The sequence below is a fragment of the Kitasatospora sp. NPDC008115 genome, assembly GCF_042957205.1.
Taxonomy (GTDB): domain Bacteria; phylum Actinomycetota; class Actinomycetes; order Streptomycetales; family Streptomycetaceae; genus Kitasatospora.
The window spans coordinates 187,918-202,800 of record NZ_JBIBHU010000004.1; the positions used below are offsets into that span (position 1 = coordinate 187,918).

Annotated in this window: 12 protein-coding genes; 5 read left to right on the top strand and 7 right to left on the bottom strand. The window is 76.0% G+C overall.

The window, feature by feature from the left end; translation table 11 throughout:
- The first annotated feature begins 29 nt into the window (after positions 1-29).
- The 3 genes from ggt to ACFZBX_RS07190 all read left to right on the top strand — a co-directional run bounded on the left by ggt (position 30) and on the right by ACFZBX_RS07190 (position 3,563).
- Entirely contained in the window at positions 30-1,820 is a 1,791-nt protein-coding gene (ggt, locus tag ACFZBX_RS07180) for a gamma-glutamyltransferase (protein ID WP_391531940.1), read from the top strand.
- 108 nt (positions 1,821-1,928) lie between these two features.
- Entirely contained in the window at positions 1,929-2,732 is an 804-nt protein-coding gene (locus ACFZBX_RS07185) for an exodeoxyribonuclease III (RefSeq protein WP_344345731.1), read from the top strand.
- A gap of 165 nt (positions 2,733-2,897) precedes the next feature.
- A complete protein-coding gene (locus ACFZBX_RS07190; protein WP_391531941.1) occupies positions 2,898-3,563 on the top strand; it encodes a hypothetical protein in 666 nt (221 codons plus the stop codon).
- A 217-nt stretch (positions 3,564-3,780) separates the two neighbouring features.
- On the opposite strand, the gene ACFZBX_RS07195 is transcribed toward ACFZBX_RS07190, so the two are convergent.
- Positions 3,781-4,557 (bottom strand): lysoplasmalogenase, encoded by a 777-nt coding sequence (locus ACFZBX_RS07195; protein ID WP_391531942.1) that lies wholly within the window; start codon positions 4,555-4,557, stop codon positions 3,781-3,783.
- Between the two features lie 284 nt (positions 4,558-4,841).
- On the opposite strand from ACFZBX_RS07195, the gene ACFZBX_RS07200 reads away from it, so the two are divergent.
- Positions 4,842-6,524 (top strand): DUF2398 family protein, encoded by a 1,683-nt coding sequence (locus tag ACFZBX_RS07200; protein WP_391531943.1) that lies wholly within the window; start codon positions 4,842-4,844, stop codon positions 6,522-6,524.
- Between the two features lie 1,525 nt (positions 6,525-8,049).
- Here the strand turns inward: ACFZBX_RS07200 and ACFZBX_RS07205 are convergent.
- The 4 genes from ACFZBX_RS07205 to ACFZBX_RS07220 all read right to left on the bottom strand — a co-directional run bounded on the left by ACFZBX_RS07205 (position 8,050) and on the right by ACFZBX_RS07220 (position 11,411).
- Complete coding sequence (locus ACFZBX_RS07205; protein ID WP_391531944.1) at positions 8,050-8,229, bottom strand: hypothetical protein; 180 nt, start codon at positions 8,227-8,229, stop codon at positions 8,050-8,052.
- A 148-nt stretch (positions 8,230-8,377) separates the two neighbouring features.
- Complete coding sequence (locus tag ACFZBX_RS07210; protein WP_391531945.1) at positions 8,378-10,024, bottom strand: BCCT family transporter; 1,647 nt, start codon at positions 10,022-10,024, stop codon at positions 8,378-8,380.
- A gap of 140 nt (positions 10,025-10,164) precedes the next feature.
- The gene (locus ACFZBX_RS07215) at positions 10,165-10,539 is read right to left on the bottom strand and encodes a MerR family transcriptional regulator (RefSeq protein ID WP_391531946.1); all 375 of its coding nucleotides are present in this window, start codon (positions 10,537-10,539) and stop codon (positions 10,165-10,167) included.
- 56 nt (positions 10,540-10,595) lie between these two features.
- Positions 10,596-11,411, bottom strand: coding sequence for an alpha/beta fold hydrolase (locus ACFZBX_RS07220; RefSeq protein ID WP_391531947.1), 816 nt, complete (start codon positions 11,409-11,411; stop codon positions 10,596-10,598).
- A 394-nt stretch (positions 11,412-11,805) separates the two neighbouring features.
- On the opposite strand from ACFZBX_RS07220, the gene ACFZBX_RS07225 reads away from it, so the two are divergent.
- Positions 11,806-13,134, top strand: coding sequence for a sulfite oxidase (locus tag ACFZBX_RS07225; protein WP_391531948.1), 1,329 nt, complete (start codon positions 11,806-11,808; stop codon positions 13,132-13,134).
- 21 nt (positions 13,135-13,155) lie between these two features.
- Here ACFZBX_RS07225 and ACFZBX_RS07230 read toward each other — a convergent pair whose 3' ends face one another.
- Both ACFZBX_RS07230 and ACFZBX_RS07235 read right to left on the bottom strand, forming a co-directional pair.
- Positions 13,156-13,812 (bottom strand): TetR/AcrR family transcriptional regulator, encoded by a 657-nt coding sequence (locus ACFZBX_RS07230; protein WP_380753062.1) that lies wholly within the window; start codon positions 13,810-13,812, stop codon positions 13,156-13,158.
- A gap of 127 nt (positions 13,813-13,939) precedes the next feature.
- Entirely contained in the window at positions 13,940-14,848 is a 909-nt protein-coding gene (locus ACFZBX_RS07235) for an acyl-CoA thioesterase (protein WP_391531949.1), read from the bottom strand.
- Between the last annotated feature and the right edge of the window lie 35 nt (positions 14,849-14,883).

A 14,883-nucleotide genomic window follows, 5' to 3' on the forward strand; every position in this document is an offset into this window, starting at 1 on the left:
GAGTTGACGTCGATTCAGAGGAGTATCGGATGAGAGCACTGGCCCGCGTCGCCCCTCCGTTCCTGCTCGCCACCGCCCTGGTGTGGTCCACCGCCGGACCGGCCGGGGCGGCGCCGCCGCCCGCCAAGGTGCCGGAGGCGGTCGGCTGGGGCGGGGCGGTGGCCAGCGTGGACGCCGACGCCACGGCGGCCGGCATCGAGGTGCTGCGCAAGGGCGGCAACGCCGTGGACGCGGCGGTGGCGGTGGCGGCGGCACTCGGGGTCACCGAGCCGTACTCGGCCGGGATCGGGGGCGGCGGGTACTTCGTCTACTACGACCACGCCTCCGGCCGGGTGCACACCATCGACGGCCGGGAGACCGCCTCCCGCAAGGCCGACGCCTCGCTGTTCCTGGAGGACGGCAGGCCCCTGCCGTTCGCCGACGCCGTCACCAGCGGCCTGTCGGTCGGCGTGCCCGGCTCCCCGGCCACCTGGGAGACCGCCGTCGGGCTCTGGGGCCGGCGCAGCTTCGCCGAGGTGCTCAAGCCCGCCCAGCGGATCGCCGAGCAGGGCTTCACCGTCGACCAGACCTTCCAGGACCAGACCGCGCTCAACCAGGCCCGGTTCAAGGACTTCCCCGACACCGCGAAGCTCTTCCTGCCCGGCGGCGCGCTCCCGGCCGTCGGCTCCACCTTCCGCAACCCCGACCTCGCCGCCACCTACCGCCAGCTCGGCAAGGAGGGCACCGGGGCGCTCTACCGGGGCGCGATCGGCGAGGACGTCGTGCGCACGATCCAGCACCCGCCGGTCGACCCCGCCTCCGGCCGGACCGCCCGCCCCGGCCAGGTGGACGCCGCCGACCTGGCCGCGTACCGGGTCCGCCGCCAGCAGCCCACCCACGTCGCCTACCGGGACTACGACGTCTACTCGATCGCCCCCTCCAGCTCCGGCGGCACCACCGTCGGCGAGGCGCTCGGCATCCTGGAGGACGGCGAGCTGGCCGGCTACGACGCCACGCAGTACTACCACCACTTCCTGGAGGCCTCCCGGCTCTCCTTCGCCGACCGCAACCGCTGGGTCGGCGACCCGGCGTTCAACGACGTCCCGGTCAAGGAACTGCTGTCCGCGCGCTACGCGGCGTCCCGCGCCTGCCTGATCAGCCCCGACCGCGCGCTCACCAGCCCCGTCGCCCCCGGCGACCCGCGCCACCCGGCCGGCTGCCCGGACGCCGCCCCCGCGCCCGCCGCCGAGCCCTACGAGGGCCTGAGCACCAGCCACCTCACGGTGGCCGACCGCTGGGGCAACGTCGTCTCCTACACCCTGACCCTGGAGCAGACCGGCGGCAGCGGCATCACCGTCCCCGGCCGCGGCTTCCTGCTCAACAACGAGCTGACCGACTTCAACTTCACCCCGCTCTTCCCCGGGGTGCCCGACCCCAACCTGCCCGGCCCCGGCAAGCGCCCGCGCTCCTCGCTCTCGCCGACCATCGTGCTGCGCGACGGCGAGCCCCTGCTGGCGGCCGGCTCGCCCGGCGGCGCGACCATCATCACCACCACCCTCCAGGTGCTGCTCGGCCGCCTCGACCGGGGGCTGAGCCTGGAGCAGGCGATCGCCGCGCCGCGCGCCAGCCAGCGCAACACCGCGGCCACCCAGGCCGAGCCGTCCTTCCTGGCACTGCCCGAGCGGGCCCGGCTGGAGGCGCTCGGCCATGTGTTCGCGAGCACGCCGGAGATCGGCGCCGCGACCGGCGTCGAGCGGCTCCCGGACGGCCGCTGGATCGCCGCCGCCGAACCGGTGCGCCGCGGCGGCGGCTCGGCGGCGGTGGTGCGGCCCGCGCCGTGAGGCCGGGCGGGACTGTCGGTGCCGTTCGGTAGATTCGGGGTGGGCGTCCTGACGGGCGCCCGCCCCTGACCGTCCGTACCTCAACCGCCACCGGGAAGGCCGCCCGCCGTGACCGTCCGCATCGCCACCTGGAACATCAACTCCGTCACCGCGCGGCTGCCCAAGCTCCTCGAATGGCTGGAGAGCGCCAAGCCCGACGTGCTCTGCCTCCAGGAGCTCAAGTGCGCCGCCGACGCCTTCCCGTACGAGCCGGTGCGCGAGCTCGGCTACGAGACCGCCGCGCACGGCACCGGCCGGTGGAACGGCGTGGCGATCGTCTCCCGGATCGGCCTCGACGACGTGGTGCGCGACCTGCCCGAGCAGCCCGGCTACCTCGCCGACGACGCCCTGCTGCCCGACGTCGAGCCGCGCGCCGTCGCCGCCACCTGCGGCCCGGTCCGGGTCTGGTCGGTCTACGTGCCCAACGGCCGCGAGGTCGACCACGCCCACTACCGCTACAAGCTGGAGTGGCTGGAGGCGCTGCGCCGCGCCTCGCTGGAGGACGCGGCCGGCGAGCGCCCGTTCGCCGTCCTCGGCGACTTCAACATCGCGCCGGGCGACGACGACGTCTTCGACGTGGCCGCCTTCGAGGGCCTCACCCACGTCACCCCCGCCGAGCGGGCCGCCCTCGCCGCCCTGGACGCGGCCGGCCTGCACGACGTGGTGCCGCGCCCGCTCAAGTACGACCGCCCCTACACCTACTGGGACTACCGCCAGCTGGCCTTCCCGAAGAACCGGGGCATGCGCATCGACCTCACCTACGCCAACAAGCCCTTCGTGGACGCCGTCACCGACAGCTACGTCGACCGTGAGGCGCGCAAGGGCAAGGGCACGTCGGACCACGCCCCCGTCGTCGTCGACCTGGACCTCTGACCACGTTCGGGTGACGCACGGTGGCCGGCTCTCCCTCGAACGGGCCAGAGCGGTGGCCGGGCGCGCGGTGGGTGCCTACCGTCGGTGAGTGACCGGGTGTGGTTGTTCGATCACGTGGACGTCGGAGTCCCCGGCCGCGCCCGAGAGAATCCCGGAGGTTCCGGTATGCGCCCCACGCGTACGGCCGCCGCCGCCCTGATCGGCGCGACGCTGCTGACCGGCCTGACCGCCCCGCTGGCGGCGGCCACGGACGGCACCGCCTCGGTCAGCCCGTCCCAGGCCGCACCGGGCCAGACCGTGACGGTCACGGTCGCCTGTGAGAAGTCCGACAAGCCCACCGCCAAGACGATCACCGCCAACTCCCCGGCCTTCGAGGGCGGCCCCGCCACCCTCACGCTCGGCTCGGACGGCAGGCACACCGGCTCCGCCCGGCTGGCGGACAAGCACGGGGGCGACAACAAGGTCGACGGCAGCTGCCCGGACGGCGCCGCCTTCACCACCAGCGTCACGGTGACGACGGTCTCGGTCTCCACCTCCTCCGGTGGCGCCTCGGGGGCGGGCGGTGCGGCCGCGGCCGGCGGTCCGGCCGCGGGCGGCTCCGCGCCCTCCGGCATCGGCGGATGGAGCGAGGCCGCCGGCGAGTGGGCGGGCTCGCTGGGGCAGTCCGGCGCCGGCAGCCAGCAGGTCGCCCCGCACGGCGCGGTGAAGACCGGTCTGGGCGGCTCGATCGCCGCCGACCCGGTGGAGCTGGCGGGCGGTGCGCTGCTGGTCGTGGGCGGTATCGGCGGCTTCTGGCTGCTGCGGCGGCGCTCGGGCGCCGGGTCCGCCTGAGGAAACGCCGCCGCGGGCCGTGCCCGCGGGCGGTGGCGCCCCCCCCCCAGCCCGCCCGCGGCCCCCCCCCGCGCCCGGGGGGGGGGGCGGGGGGGCGGGGGGGCGGGGGGGCGCCCCCCCCCCCCCCCGGGGGGGCCGGGGGGGGGGGGGGGGCCCGCCGCCGGCCGGGCCGCCCGCCCCCACCGCCGTGCGCTCAGGCGGTCAGGCGGTCAGGCGGTCAGGCGGGCCCGTCGGCCGGGGCCGTCGAAGCGCCCTGCGGCTTCCACTCCTCCCGGGCCTCATCCAGGGCCTCCTCCCGGGCCTCCTCCCGGGCCTCGGCGGCCCGCAGGGCGCCGGTGGCCAGCAGGTACTGCGCCAGGATGTACGTCGCCATGATCCAGAAGTCGTGCCCCGGCAGCTCCCGCCAGTCGGCCAGCTTGGTGGCGATCAGGGTGTCCGAGAGCAGGAACAGCGCCCCGCCCAGCCCGGTCCGCACACCCAGCCCGGCCGAGGCCACCGCCGTCGAGGCGAGCAGCAGGCTGTAGCCGGCCACCGGTATCCGCAGGTCCCCGAGGCCCGGCCAGAGCAGGCCCACCATCGACGCCCAGGCCGCCGCGTACGCCGCCGCGACCACCAGCGTCCGGCGCCGGTCGGTCAGCGCGCCCTGACCGACGAACATCGTCACGTAGCAGACGTGCGCCGCCGCGAACGAGCCCATTCCGGCCAGGAAGGCCGGGTCCGAGTCGAGCTGGAGCAGCACGTCCCCGCTCGCGCTCGCCAGCAGCGCCGGCGCCAGCAGCTTCGGCGCCCGCCGGCCGGCCGCGGCGGCGCTGACGACGCTGTGCGCGGCCAGCAGGGGCATCAGCGCGGGCTTGGTGGCGTGCCGCAGCACCTGTGTGTCGGTCAGCAGCGCCCCCAGGTGGGCCGCCGAGGTGGCGGCGAAGCCGGCGAGCAGGCCGGAGGCCGAGCGCAGCCGGCCGCCGAGAACGGCGCGGGTGGTCGTACGGATGCTCATACGGCGGTGTCCTCCGGGTGGGTGGGGGAGCGGGCGGGGGAGCCGGTCGCGGGCGAATGGCCCGTGCCGGGCACGATAGGCGACCGGGGCGGGGGTACGGAAGAGATTGTTACCCGCGCGTAGACCGGGCGGTGCGGCCGGGGTGACGTGCCACCGGGCCGGCGGACGTCCCGGGGGCCGCGCACGAGGGGCGACCGTGGTCCGGTCACGGTCCGGCCGGATGTCGCCGCGCCCCGGGCGGGTGCCAGCGAGGGCCGCGCCCAGCGTCTAGTCTGGTCCCCGACATGAAGCAGCAGGAGTACGCGACCGGCGTCGTACGGACGGCCGGTGGCACGTCGGACGGACGCACGGGCGGGGCGGGGCGGAGCACCACCGACGCCGTCGTCCTCGTACGCGTACCCGCTCGCGGCACCGTACCCGGCCCCGCGACCGGAGCTGACGCCCCGCCGGAGCTCTCGCCCGACCCGGGGCTGCTCCGGCTCGCGCGCTGGTTCGCGGAGGCCGACCCCGGCACCGCCGACGACCTGTGCGCCGCCTCCTTCGGCCTCTACCCGGCCCGTCACTTCGGCGCCCCCGCCGAACCGTCCGACGCCGGTGCCGGGGTGTCCGGCGCCGAGGTCAGCTGGTGGCACGGCCCCACCGCGCACGCCCCCGCGCCGCTGCGCACCCGCGAACCGCGCACCGCCCCCGGCCTGCGCCGCGCCCGGCGGGACGCCGCCGCCCTGCCCGTCGTCCTCTCGGGCGCCAAGCCGGGCACGCCCGGGCGCCACCGCAGGCCCGAACGCTCCCGTACCACCGCCACCGCCCTCGTACCGCATGATCGCTGCGCCGCGACCACCGCCGCCGAACGCCGGATCGCCGCCCGGCTGCTCCTCGCCCACCCGCTGGTCACCGCCTCCGGGCCGCACGCCGACGGGTTCCCGTTGATCCGCCGTCACCGCGACTGGCTCGCCGAGCGCTTCGACACCCTGCTCGGCTACCCCCTGGCGGTCGGCCCCTGGCACGCCCGCCTGCACAAGGCCGGCCCCGGCCGCGGCGCCGTCCGCCGCCTCGAACACCCCGCCACCGGCGCCCCGTTCACCCCCGGCGGCTACGCCCGGCTCGCCCTCGTCCTGGCGCTGCTGGTCGACGCCCCCGAACGGCTGCCGCTCGGCCGCCTGCTGGCCGCGCTGCGGGCCGACGGCCGCTGCGACCTCGCCGACCCCTCCGACCTCGCCATGGCGCTCGCCGTGCTGGCCGACTGGCAGGTGGTCGCGGACGTCCCGGCCGACCTCGCCGACGCGTCCGCCGTCCTGACGGTCGACCGGGAACTCGCCCGCGCCGTCCCGGTCGGCCCGCCCGCGCTCGCCGACGACGCCGCCGACCTCATCCGCCGCGCCGCCGAGGCCGAGCCCGGCACCGCCGTCCGCCGCCGCCTCGCCGAGACCCCGGCCGTCCTGGCCGCCGACCTGTCCGAGGAGCAGCGCGCCTGGCTGCGCGACCACCGGCACTCCGGCCCCGCCGCGCTCGCCGACTTCCTCGGCCTGGAGGCGGAGCACCGGGCCGAGGGCGTCGCCCTCCTCGACCCGGCGGAGGAACTCACCGACCTCGCCCTCTCCGGCGCGGGGACGGCCGCCCAGGCGGCCCTGCTGCTGGTCGAACGCCTGGTGGAGGAGGTCCGCCCGCTGCCGGGCGAGACCACCGGCGCCGACGTGCCCGTCCCGGACGCGCTGATAGACGGCGTGCTCGGCGACATCGCCGACGAGTACGGCCTCCCGGCCGGCTGGCGCCGCGACTACCTCGCCGACCGCACCGCCCTGCGCCGCGACGCCCTCGACCTGCTCCACCGCATGGGCCTGATCACCACCCGCCCCTCCGGCTGGCTCCTGCGAGCCCCCGCCGCCCGCTACGCCCCGGCCCCCGACCTCCTCCCCACCCCCGGCACCGGCCGCCACTCCCGCCCCATCCCCACCGGCCGACCCGCCTGACGGGGTGGGCGTGGGGCTGTTGCCCCGCTCTGCCGGTCGCGGTCTCGTCTCCCGGGCGCCGGCGGACCTGCATGACGGGGCGGACACGGGGCTCCCGCCCGTTGTGCCGGTCGCGGCGTCACTTCCCGGGCGTCGGCGGACCTGCCTGTCGGTGTGGGCGCGGGGTTACCGTCCTGCTGTGCCGGTCGCGGCGTCACTTCCCGGGCGTCGGCGGACCTGCCTGTCGGTGTGGGCGCGGGGTTACCGCCCCGTTGTGCCGATCGCGGCGCCGCCTCCCGGGCGGTGGCCGGCCCGCCTCTCTGGCGAACGCGAGGCTGCCGCTCCCTGCGCCGGGCGCAGCGTCACCCTTCCCCGCATCGGCCAACCCGCCTGACGGGGCGGACACGAGACCGCCACCCCCGCCGCCTGCGCCGGCTGCCACTACAGGCCGCGGCGTCATCCACGCTGTCCAACCCGCCTGGAACCTGCCCTGCACCGGTCGGCCAGGCGGCCGCGGCACCGCCTTCCCGGCACGGGCCGGCTGGCCTGCGGGGTGGGGTCGTGGGGTGGTGGAGTCGGGGGCTTGGCCGCCGCCCTGGTTGGCTACGCGGACGCGGCGTCACCCTCCTGGCCGGGATCATCCCCCCGGCGCTGGCTAGCCCGTCCGGCACCCGCGCTTCTTGGGTGGGTGGGGCCGTGGGGTGGCGGCCTGGCATGAGGCCGCCACCCCGGTGGCCTGTGGGGCGGGGCTGTGGGGTGGTGGAGTTGGGATCCTGGCCGCCGCCCTGGTTGGCTGCGTGGGCGCGGTGTCACCTTCCTGGCCGGGATGATCGCCCAGGCGCTGGCCAGCCCGCCCGGTACCTGGGCTGTCCGCCTGGGTGGGCCTGGCCGTGGCATGACGGGCTGGACCCGAGGCCGTTACCCCGGTGGCCTGCGGGGTGGGGTCGTGGGGTGGTGGAGTCGGGGGCCTGGCCGGGCGCGTGGGCGCGGTGTCACCTTCCTGGCCGGGATGATCCCCCCGGCGCCGGCCAGCCCGCCCGGCACCCGCGCTGCCCGCCTGGGTGGGCGGGTGGGACCGTGGGGTGGCGGCCTGGGCATGAGGCCGCCACCCCCGAGGCCTGCGTCGGATGCCCGCCACGGGCTGCGGCATCATCCATGCCGGTCAACCGACTGGAGCCTGCCCTGTGCCGACCGGCGGTGCGGCTGCGGGACCACCTTCCGGCACTGGTCGGCCCAGCTGAGTGGGTGGGGCCGTGGGGCGGCGGACCGGACGCGAGGCCGCTGCCCTTGTCCGTCGACCGGCAGCTTCCCATGGCTCCGCCCCGCGCGGGGCGGAGCCATGGGAAGAGCGCGAGGTTGCCACTGGTCTGCGGCATTCATGCGTGCCTGGTGGTGGGCGAGCGGAACGGGGGGCGGATGTCCGGCCGTCGACGTTCCCTCGACCCCGGGCATCACGTGTGAGGGCGGCGGTTCGCCTGCCGCCGACTGCCGGGCCGCGCCCCGGGTCGTGCTCGCCGCTGCCGCGCCTGGCCGCCGGCCGGGGAGGCTACTTGTGGGCCGTGGCCGTGGTGAGGGTGGTGTGCTGGACGGTTTCGACGGTGGCGGCGACGCCGAGGGTGCCCAGGGCGATGGAGGCGAGGACGGCGGCGCAGGCCAGGAAGCGGCGGTGGCGCTGGGGCAGGGGGAAGCGCGGTTCCTGGAGGGTCGCCTGGAGGCTGGCGTTCATGGCACCGAAGGTTCCACGCCGGTGTGAACGATCGCTACGTGCGGGTGAAGTCCGGATGGGAGGTGGGCGTCGGTTTGGGCGATATGTGCAACGCCGCAGGTCACGGCCCCCGGGAAGGGACTTTCGGCCCTCCCCGGGGGCCTGCGGTTCACTCGGACGGGGGACGCCGGGTGCCCTTGCGGACGTCGGCCAGGGCCTCGCCGACGGCGACCCGGACGGCGTCCCGCAGGCCGTGGGAGGGCTGGAAGCGGGACGGACCGGCGGAGGGGTCGGCGCGCAGTTCCTTCACCAGGGCGACGCACAGCATCAGCATCACCGCGACGAACGGCAGCGCGACCAGGATGGTGGCGTTCTGCAGTGCGGTGAGCCCGCCGGCCAGCAGCAGGGCGGCCGCGACGCCGCCCATCAGCACGCCCCAGACCACCACCAGCCAGGTGCGCGGGTGCAGCGAGCCGCGGCTGGAGAGCGAGCCGAGCACGAGGGAGGCGGAGTCGGCGCTGGTGATGAAGAAGGTCATCACCAGCAGCACCGCGACCACGCTGGTCACCGTGCCGCCGGGGAGCGCGCGCAGCATCTCGAAGAGCGAGGCCTCGGCGCCCTGCGGGATGGTGGCGACGAGGTCGGCGGCGCCGGTGGTGTCCAGCCGGATCGCGGTGCCGCCCATCACGCAGAACCAGATGACGGTGGCCCCGCTGGGCACCAGCAGCACGCCGACGAGGAACTGCCGCACGGTGCGGCCGCGCGAGATCCGGGCGATGAAGGTGCCGACGAAGGGCGCCCAGGAGAGCCACCAGGCCCAGTAGAAGATGGTCCAGCTGCCGAGCCAGTCCTCGTCGGTGAAGGCGCCGGTCTGGGTGGACATGGTGGTCAGGTTGGAGAGGTAGCCGCCGACGGTCGAGGGGATGGAGTCCAGCACGAAGACCGTCGGGCCGACGAGGAAGACGAAGACCATGATCAGCGAGGCGAGCACGACGTTGGCGGTGGAGAGCCACTTGACGCCCCGGTGCACGCCGGAGAAGGCGGAGAGCACGAAGGCGGCGGTCAGCGCGCCGATGATCACCAGCTGGGTGCGCTCGCTGTTGTTGACGTCGGAGATGTAGCCGAGGCCGTCGGCCACCTGGAGGGCGCCGAGGCCGAGGCTGGTGGCGGAGCCGAAGACGGTCGCGAACACGGCGAGCAGGTCGATCGCCCGGCCGCGCCAGCCGTTGGCGCCGCGCTCGCCGATCAGCGGGATGAAGGCGGCGGAGATCCGGTTGCCCCGGCCCTTGCGGAAGGTGGTGTAGGCGAGGGCGAGGCCGCCGATGGCGTAGATCGCCCAGGGGTGCAGGGTCCAGTGGAAGAGCGAGAATTCGAGCGCCTGCTGGGCGGCGGCCGCGGACTCGGGTTCGAGGCCGGAGCCGGGCTGCGGGGAGGCGAACAGCTGGAGCGGTTCGCCGACGCCGTAGAACATCAGGCCGATGCCCATGCCGGCGCTGAACATCATGGCGACCCAGGCGACGGTGGAGAACTCCGGCTCGTCGTCGTCGCGCCCGAGCCGGATCCGGCCGAAGCGGCTGAAGGCGAGCACCACGGTGAGCACGAGGAACACGTCGGCGGCGGCGACGAACAGCCAGCCGAAGTTGTGCAGGACCCAGCCGAGGGCGGTGTCGGAGGTCCGGCCGAGCGAGTCCTCGGCGAAGACGCCCCAGGCGACGACCCCGAGCACCGCGATTGCGCCGACCCCGAACACGACCCGGTCGAGGGGGAGGGTGGCGGCGGGTTCGTCCGGCGGCGGCTCGGGCGGCTGACTGGTCATGGGGTACCTCTCGCAACGTACTGGCGGATCGACGGCATGCGTCGACGACATGATCGAAATCGGGATACATGTCGTACTATGTCCAGTTCTCGCCGGGAGAGGCGGCAGGGCACGCCGGGGAGGCGCGACCTGAGCGGGTGTCAGGCGGCCGCGTACGGGAGGGACGGCGGCACGGCGGCGTCCAGGTACCCGGCCAGGGCGTTCCGGCTCCGGGTCAGCTCGTCGATGCGCGCGTCGAGTTCGGCCAGTTCGCCGCGGAGGGTGCCGAGCAGGTCGGGACAGGCCATCAGGGCGGGCATCGGGCCGGTCGCGCAGGGGAGGATCTGCGCGATCACCCGGGTGGACAGGCCCGCCGCGAGCAGGCTGCGGATCTGGCGGACGCGGACGGTGTCGCCCTCGCCGTACTCGCGGTAGCCGCCGGCCGAGCGGGTGGGTTGGAGCAGGCCCTGCTCCTCGTAGTACCGCAGCAGGCGGGTGGACACCCCGGTCAGGCGGGCGAGTTCTCCGATGCGCATGATCGGACGAACGCCTCCGCCCGGCGGGGTGTTCCCGTCCGCCCGGCGCTCACGCCCTATCCGGCGGCCGGTCCGGCCGGTCCGGCCGGGTTCGCCAGGAAGCCCACCAGCAGCTCCCGCAGCTCGGGCAGCCGCTCCACCATCGGCAGGTGGCCGGACGTCAGCTCGGCCAGCCTGGCGCCGGGGATGCCCTGGGCCAGGGCGCGGTGCTGCTCCGGCGGCACCAGGCCGTCCTCGGTGGTGGAGACGACCAGGGTCGGCACGGTGACGCGGGCCAGTTCGGCGCGCACGTCGGCGCGGGCGGCGAGGTCGAACTGCCAGCGGAAGCCCGCCGGGACGGGCGCGGCGGCCAGGGCGGTGCGCAGCCCGGCGAGCTCCTCGGCGGGCAGCGCCTCCACCCAGCTGCGGCCGAAGCCGGTGGTCAGCGTGTGGTCGGCCCACAGCGCGGGGTGCCCGGTGAGGGCGATGGCATGGTCGGCGAGCAGCCGGAACCGCTGGGAGCCGCCGGCCACCCCGGCGAGCAGCAGCAGCGAGCGGACCCGGCCGGGGTGGCGGGTGGCGATCCGGACGGCGACGGCGGCGCCGAGCGAGTAGCCGGCGAGGTCGAAGCCGGCGAGGCCGGCGTCGTCGGCGGCGGCCACCAGGCGGTCGGCCAGTTCGTCGAGCGAGTGCCGCGCGCCGGGTTCGTCGGGGCTGTCGCCGGAGCCCGGGTAGTCGGGGGCGACGACGGTGCGGTGGGCGGCGAGGCCGTCGAGCAGCGGGCCCCAGTTGTCGTGGGCGCTGCCGCCCGCGCCGTGGGCGAGCAGCAGGCCGGGGCCGGTGCCGCGGAGGATGCGGGCGAGCGGTGCGACGGGGGCGGGCGTGGTGGCCATGGCGTGCTCCTGTACGGGAGGTCCGGGGATCGGGGGGCGGTCGGCCCGCTCCGCACGGTAGGAGTTCACACCGGTGTGAGGGTCAAGCCCCGGTTCGCCTGACGCGGCGTCCGCGGCGGCCCTATGATCCGACCGTGGCCGGGGGAGTGCGCGCCGTGATACCCGCCGGGCGGCCCGTGGCCGTCGTCGGCGCCGCAGGCGCGCCCGTTCCGTCCCACCGCGGCCGCTGTCGCCGCTGTTGCCGCTGTCGCTGAGTCCCCGCGCGCGCCGTCGAACGTCCGTGGCTGTTCCCGCGTCACGACCACGACCGACGCAACGACCACGATTCACGATCACGATCACGATCACGTTCACGACCACGACCACGACCCCTGATTCGAACGGGAGTGTGCCGATGTCCTCCGACATCCCCTCGGAAGCCGCCCACGACGGGCCGAACGGCCACCGCCGGGGCATCGAACGCCGCGAGCTGCTGCGTCTGCTCGCGGCGGCCGGCGCCGTCGCCGCCCCGGCCGCGGGCGCGCTGGCCGGGGCACGGCCCGCGGCGGCGGCCCCGTCCGCCCCCGCCGCCGCCCCCGCACCGGCAGCTGCGCCCCCGGCCGCCGGGCCGGTGCCCGGGATCGTCAAACCGCTGCCCGCCGAGTGGTTCGTACCGCGCGGGACCAACGCCGAGATGCGGTTCGACGCGCTGCGCGCCGGAGCGGACGGCGCACCGGTGGGCCGGCTGGTTCCGGTGGAGCGGTTCTTCGTCCGCAACCACACCAGCACCCCGCTGATCGACGCCGCCACCTGGCGGCTGAGGCTGTTCGGCAGCGGCCTGCGCGGCGCCCCGACCGCCGACCGGCCCCTCGAATTCTCGCTCGCCGACCTGCGCGCCCTGCCCGCCCACACCACCACGGCGCTGATCGAGTGCGCCGGCAACGGCCGCAGCTTCTTCGCCGCCCAGCAGCACCAGACCGTGCCCGGCACCCCGTGGACGCTCGGCGGGATCGGCTCGGCCCGCTGGCGCGGGGTACGGCTGGCGGAGGTGCTGCGCCGTGCGGGGCTGACGCCGGACGCGGTGGACGTGATGCCCGCCGGCCTGGACCCGGAGCCGGTCGTCGGCGGGGTGAACCTGGGCCGGGTGCGCCGTCCGCTGCCGGTCGCCAAGGCGCTCGACGACGTGCTGCTGGCCTATGAGATGAACGGCGAGCCGCTGACCCCCGACCACGGCGCGCCGGTCCGGGTGGTGGTGCCGGGGTGGGTCGGGATCGCCTCGATCAAGTGGGTCGGCAGCATCGAGGTCGCGGACCGGCCGCTGTTCTCGCCGTGGAACACCGACTCCTACCGCCTGTTCGGCCCGGACCACCCGCCCGGCGGCAGCGCGCCGCTGACCACCCAGGTGGTGAAGAGCGCCTTCGAACTCCCCCGCGACGCCGTGCTCCCGGCCGGCCGCGCGCACCGGCTGCACGGGCGTTCGTGGTCGGGCGCGGCGCCGGTCCGCCGGGTCGAGGTGTCGGTCGACGGCGGCCGGCGCTGGCGCCCGGCGGAGCTGCGCGACCAGCCGCGGTACGGCGACTGGACGCGCTGGAGCTTCGAGTGGCGCCCGCAGCGCCCCGGCCCGTACGAGCTGCGGGCGCGGGCGACCGACCGCCGGGGGAGGACCCAGCCCGAGGTGACGGTGTTCAACCGGGAGGGCTACCTCTTCGACGCGGTGGTGGTCCACCCGGTGACGGCGGTCTGACCGGACCGTTCCCGGCCGCCGTCATCCGACGTTGGACGGGATCTCGTACGGAGGCGGGTAGGCGGTCTCGTACGGGGTCAGCACCAGCCGCACCACGTCCTCCAGCCGCCGCCGGGCGTCGCCGAGCGTGGTGCGCCCGGTCACCCAGGCCGTCAGCTCGCCCTGCCAGGCGTGGCCGACGATGTGCCGCACCAGGTCGCTCGCGGCGGCCGGCACCTCGTCGGCCATCACCGCCTGGAGCGCCGTGCTGTCGGCCCGGGCCATGCCCTGGAGGGACTCGCTGGCGAAGGGGTCGGTGGAGGCGGCGACGGCCACCCGTAGCCGGGCCAGCTCCGGCTGGCGCTGGTAGGCCCGCATGCCGCCGCGGACGAACCGCACCACCCGGTCGGTGGCGCCCAGGCCGGCACGCGGTCCGCGCAGCTCCGCCACGAGGTCGGCGAGCAGCAGCCGGTGCCACTCGGCGATGGCCGCCGCCAGCAGGTGGTCCTTGGAGGAGAAGTAGCGGTACGCCGTCCCCAGGGCGACTCCGGACCGCTCGCAGACCTGTTTCATCTGCAGCCGCTCGACGCCGATCTCGTTCACCAGGGCGAGCGCGGCCGCGATCAGGCTTTCGCGGCGTTCGAGCTGACGCGGAGACATCGCCTCCACCGGTCGTGGTGACAGGTCAACCTTGGTCACCCGCACCATGATACGGGCCGGGGCCGCTCAGGAATATGACGCCGACCGGCCGCCCGCCGTTCGCTCCCCGGCCACCGGGTGGTGGCGGCGGGCCGGCGGCGGGCGGCCGGGGCGGGCCGGAGGCGGCTCAGCGCGGCGTGACCAGGCGTTCGCGGATCAGCGCCTCCTGGACGGCGGAGGCCACCAGACGGCCGCCGCGGTCGTAGAACTCGCCCAGCGCCAGTCCGCGGCCGTCCGAGGAGGACGGGCTGCGCTGCGCGAACAGCAGCCACTCGTCGGCCCGGAACGGCCGGTGGAACCACATCGCGTGGTCGAGGGAGGCCATCAGCAGCCGGGGCGCCTCGGTGCGCTGGAAGAAGTTCGGCTGGACGTGCAGCCCGGCCGTGGAGGCGAGCGTGAGGTCGGAGAGGTAGGTGAGCGCGCAGACGTGCAGCAGCGGGTCGTCGGCGGGCAGCGGCGAGCCGGTGCGCAGCCAGACGAACTGCTGCGGCATGCCGGGCACGGCCGGCGGCACGCCGGGGGCGTCCGGCGGGACGAACCGCAGCTCCAGATCGCCGAAGCCGGTGTCGGCCAGCGCGGCGCGGGCCGCCTCGTCCCAGAGCGAGAAGGCGTCCGGCAGCTCCTCGGGGCCGGGCAGCGGCGGGCCCTCGCGGTGCCGGTCGGCGGCGGGCTCGGGGCGCTTGAAGGAGGCGGAGAGGCTGAAGACGGCCTCGCCCCGCTGGACCGCGGTCACCCGCCGGGTGGCGTACGAGGTGCCCTGGCGGACCCGGTCGACCCGGTACTCGATGGGGCGGGTCGGGTCGCCCGGCGTCAGGAAGTAGCCGTGCAGCGAGTGCACCGAGCGGTCCGTGCCGATCGTCCGCCCGGCCGCCACCAGGGCCTGCGCGGCGACGTGCCCGCCGAACGCGCGCATCGGCGCACCGGCGTGGCAGTGGCCGCGGAACGTGTTCTCGTCGAGGCGCTCGATCCGCAGCAGCTCGGCGAACGGGCCGATCGTGCCGGTGGCCCGTCTGTCCTGTTCGGTCAGCTCTGTCACAGGCCCAATAGTGGCAGACGCGGGCCGGGTGCCGG

What these genes read in the sequence shown, in the direction of transcription:
- ggt (WP_391531940.1), top strand. Translation starts at nt 30, where the DNA reads ATGAGAGCACTGGCCCGCGTCGCCCCTCCGTTCCTGCTCGCCACCGCC.
- ACFZBX_RS07190 (WP_391531941.1), top strand. Translation starts at nt 2,898, where the DNA reads ATGCGCCCCACGCGTACGGCCGCCGCCGCCCTGATCGGCGCGACGCTG.
- ACFZBX_RS07195 (WP_391531942.1), bottom strand. Translation starts at nt 4,557, where the DNA reads ATGAGCATCCGTACGACCACCCGCGCCGTTCTCGGCGGCCGGCTGCGC.
- ACFZBX_RS07200 (WP_391531943.1), top strand. Translation starts at nt 4,842, where the DNA reads ATGAAGCAGCAGGAGTACGCGACCGGCGTCGTACGGACGGCCGGTGGC.
- ACFZBX_RS07205 (WP_391531944.1), bottom strand. Translation starts at nt 8,229, where the DNA reads ATGAACGCCAGCCTCCAGGCGACCCTCCAGGAACCGCGCTTCCCCCTG.
- ACFZBX_RS07210 (WP_391531945.1), bottom strand. Translation starts at nt 10,024, where the DNA reads ATGACCAGTCAGCCGCCCGAGCCGCCGCCGGACGAACCCGCCGCCACC.
- ACFZBX_RS07215 (WP_391531946.1), bottom strand. Translation starts at nt 10,539, where the DNA reads ATGCGCATCGGAGAACTCGCCCGCCTGACCGGGGTGTCCACCCGCCTG.
- ACFZBX_RS07220 (WP_391531947.1), bottom strand. Translation starts at nt 11,411, where the DNA reads ATGGCCACCACGCCCGCCCCCGTCGCACCGCTCGCCCGCATCCTCCGC.
- ACFZBX_RS07225 (WP_391531948.1), top strand. Translation starts at nt 11,806, where the DNA reads ATGTCCTCCGACATCCCCTCGGAAGCCGCCCACGACGGGCCGAACGGC.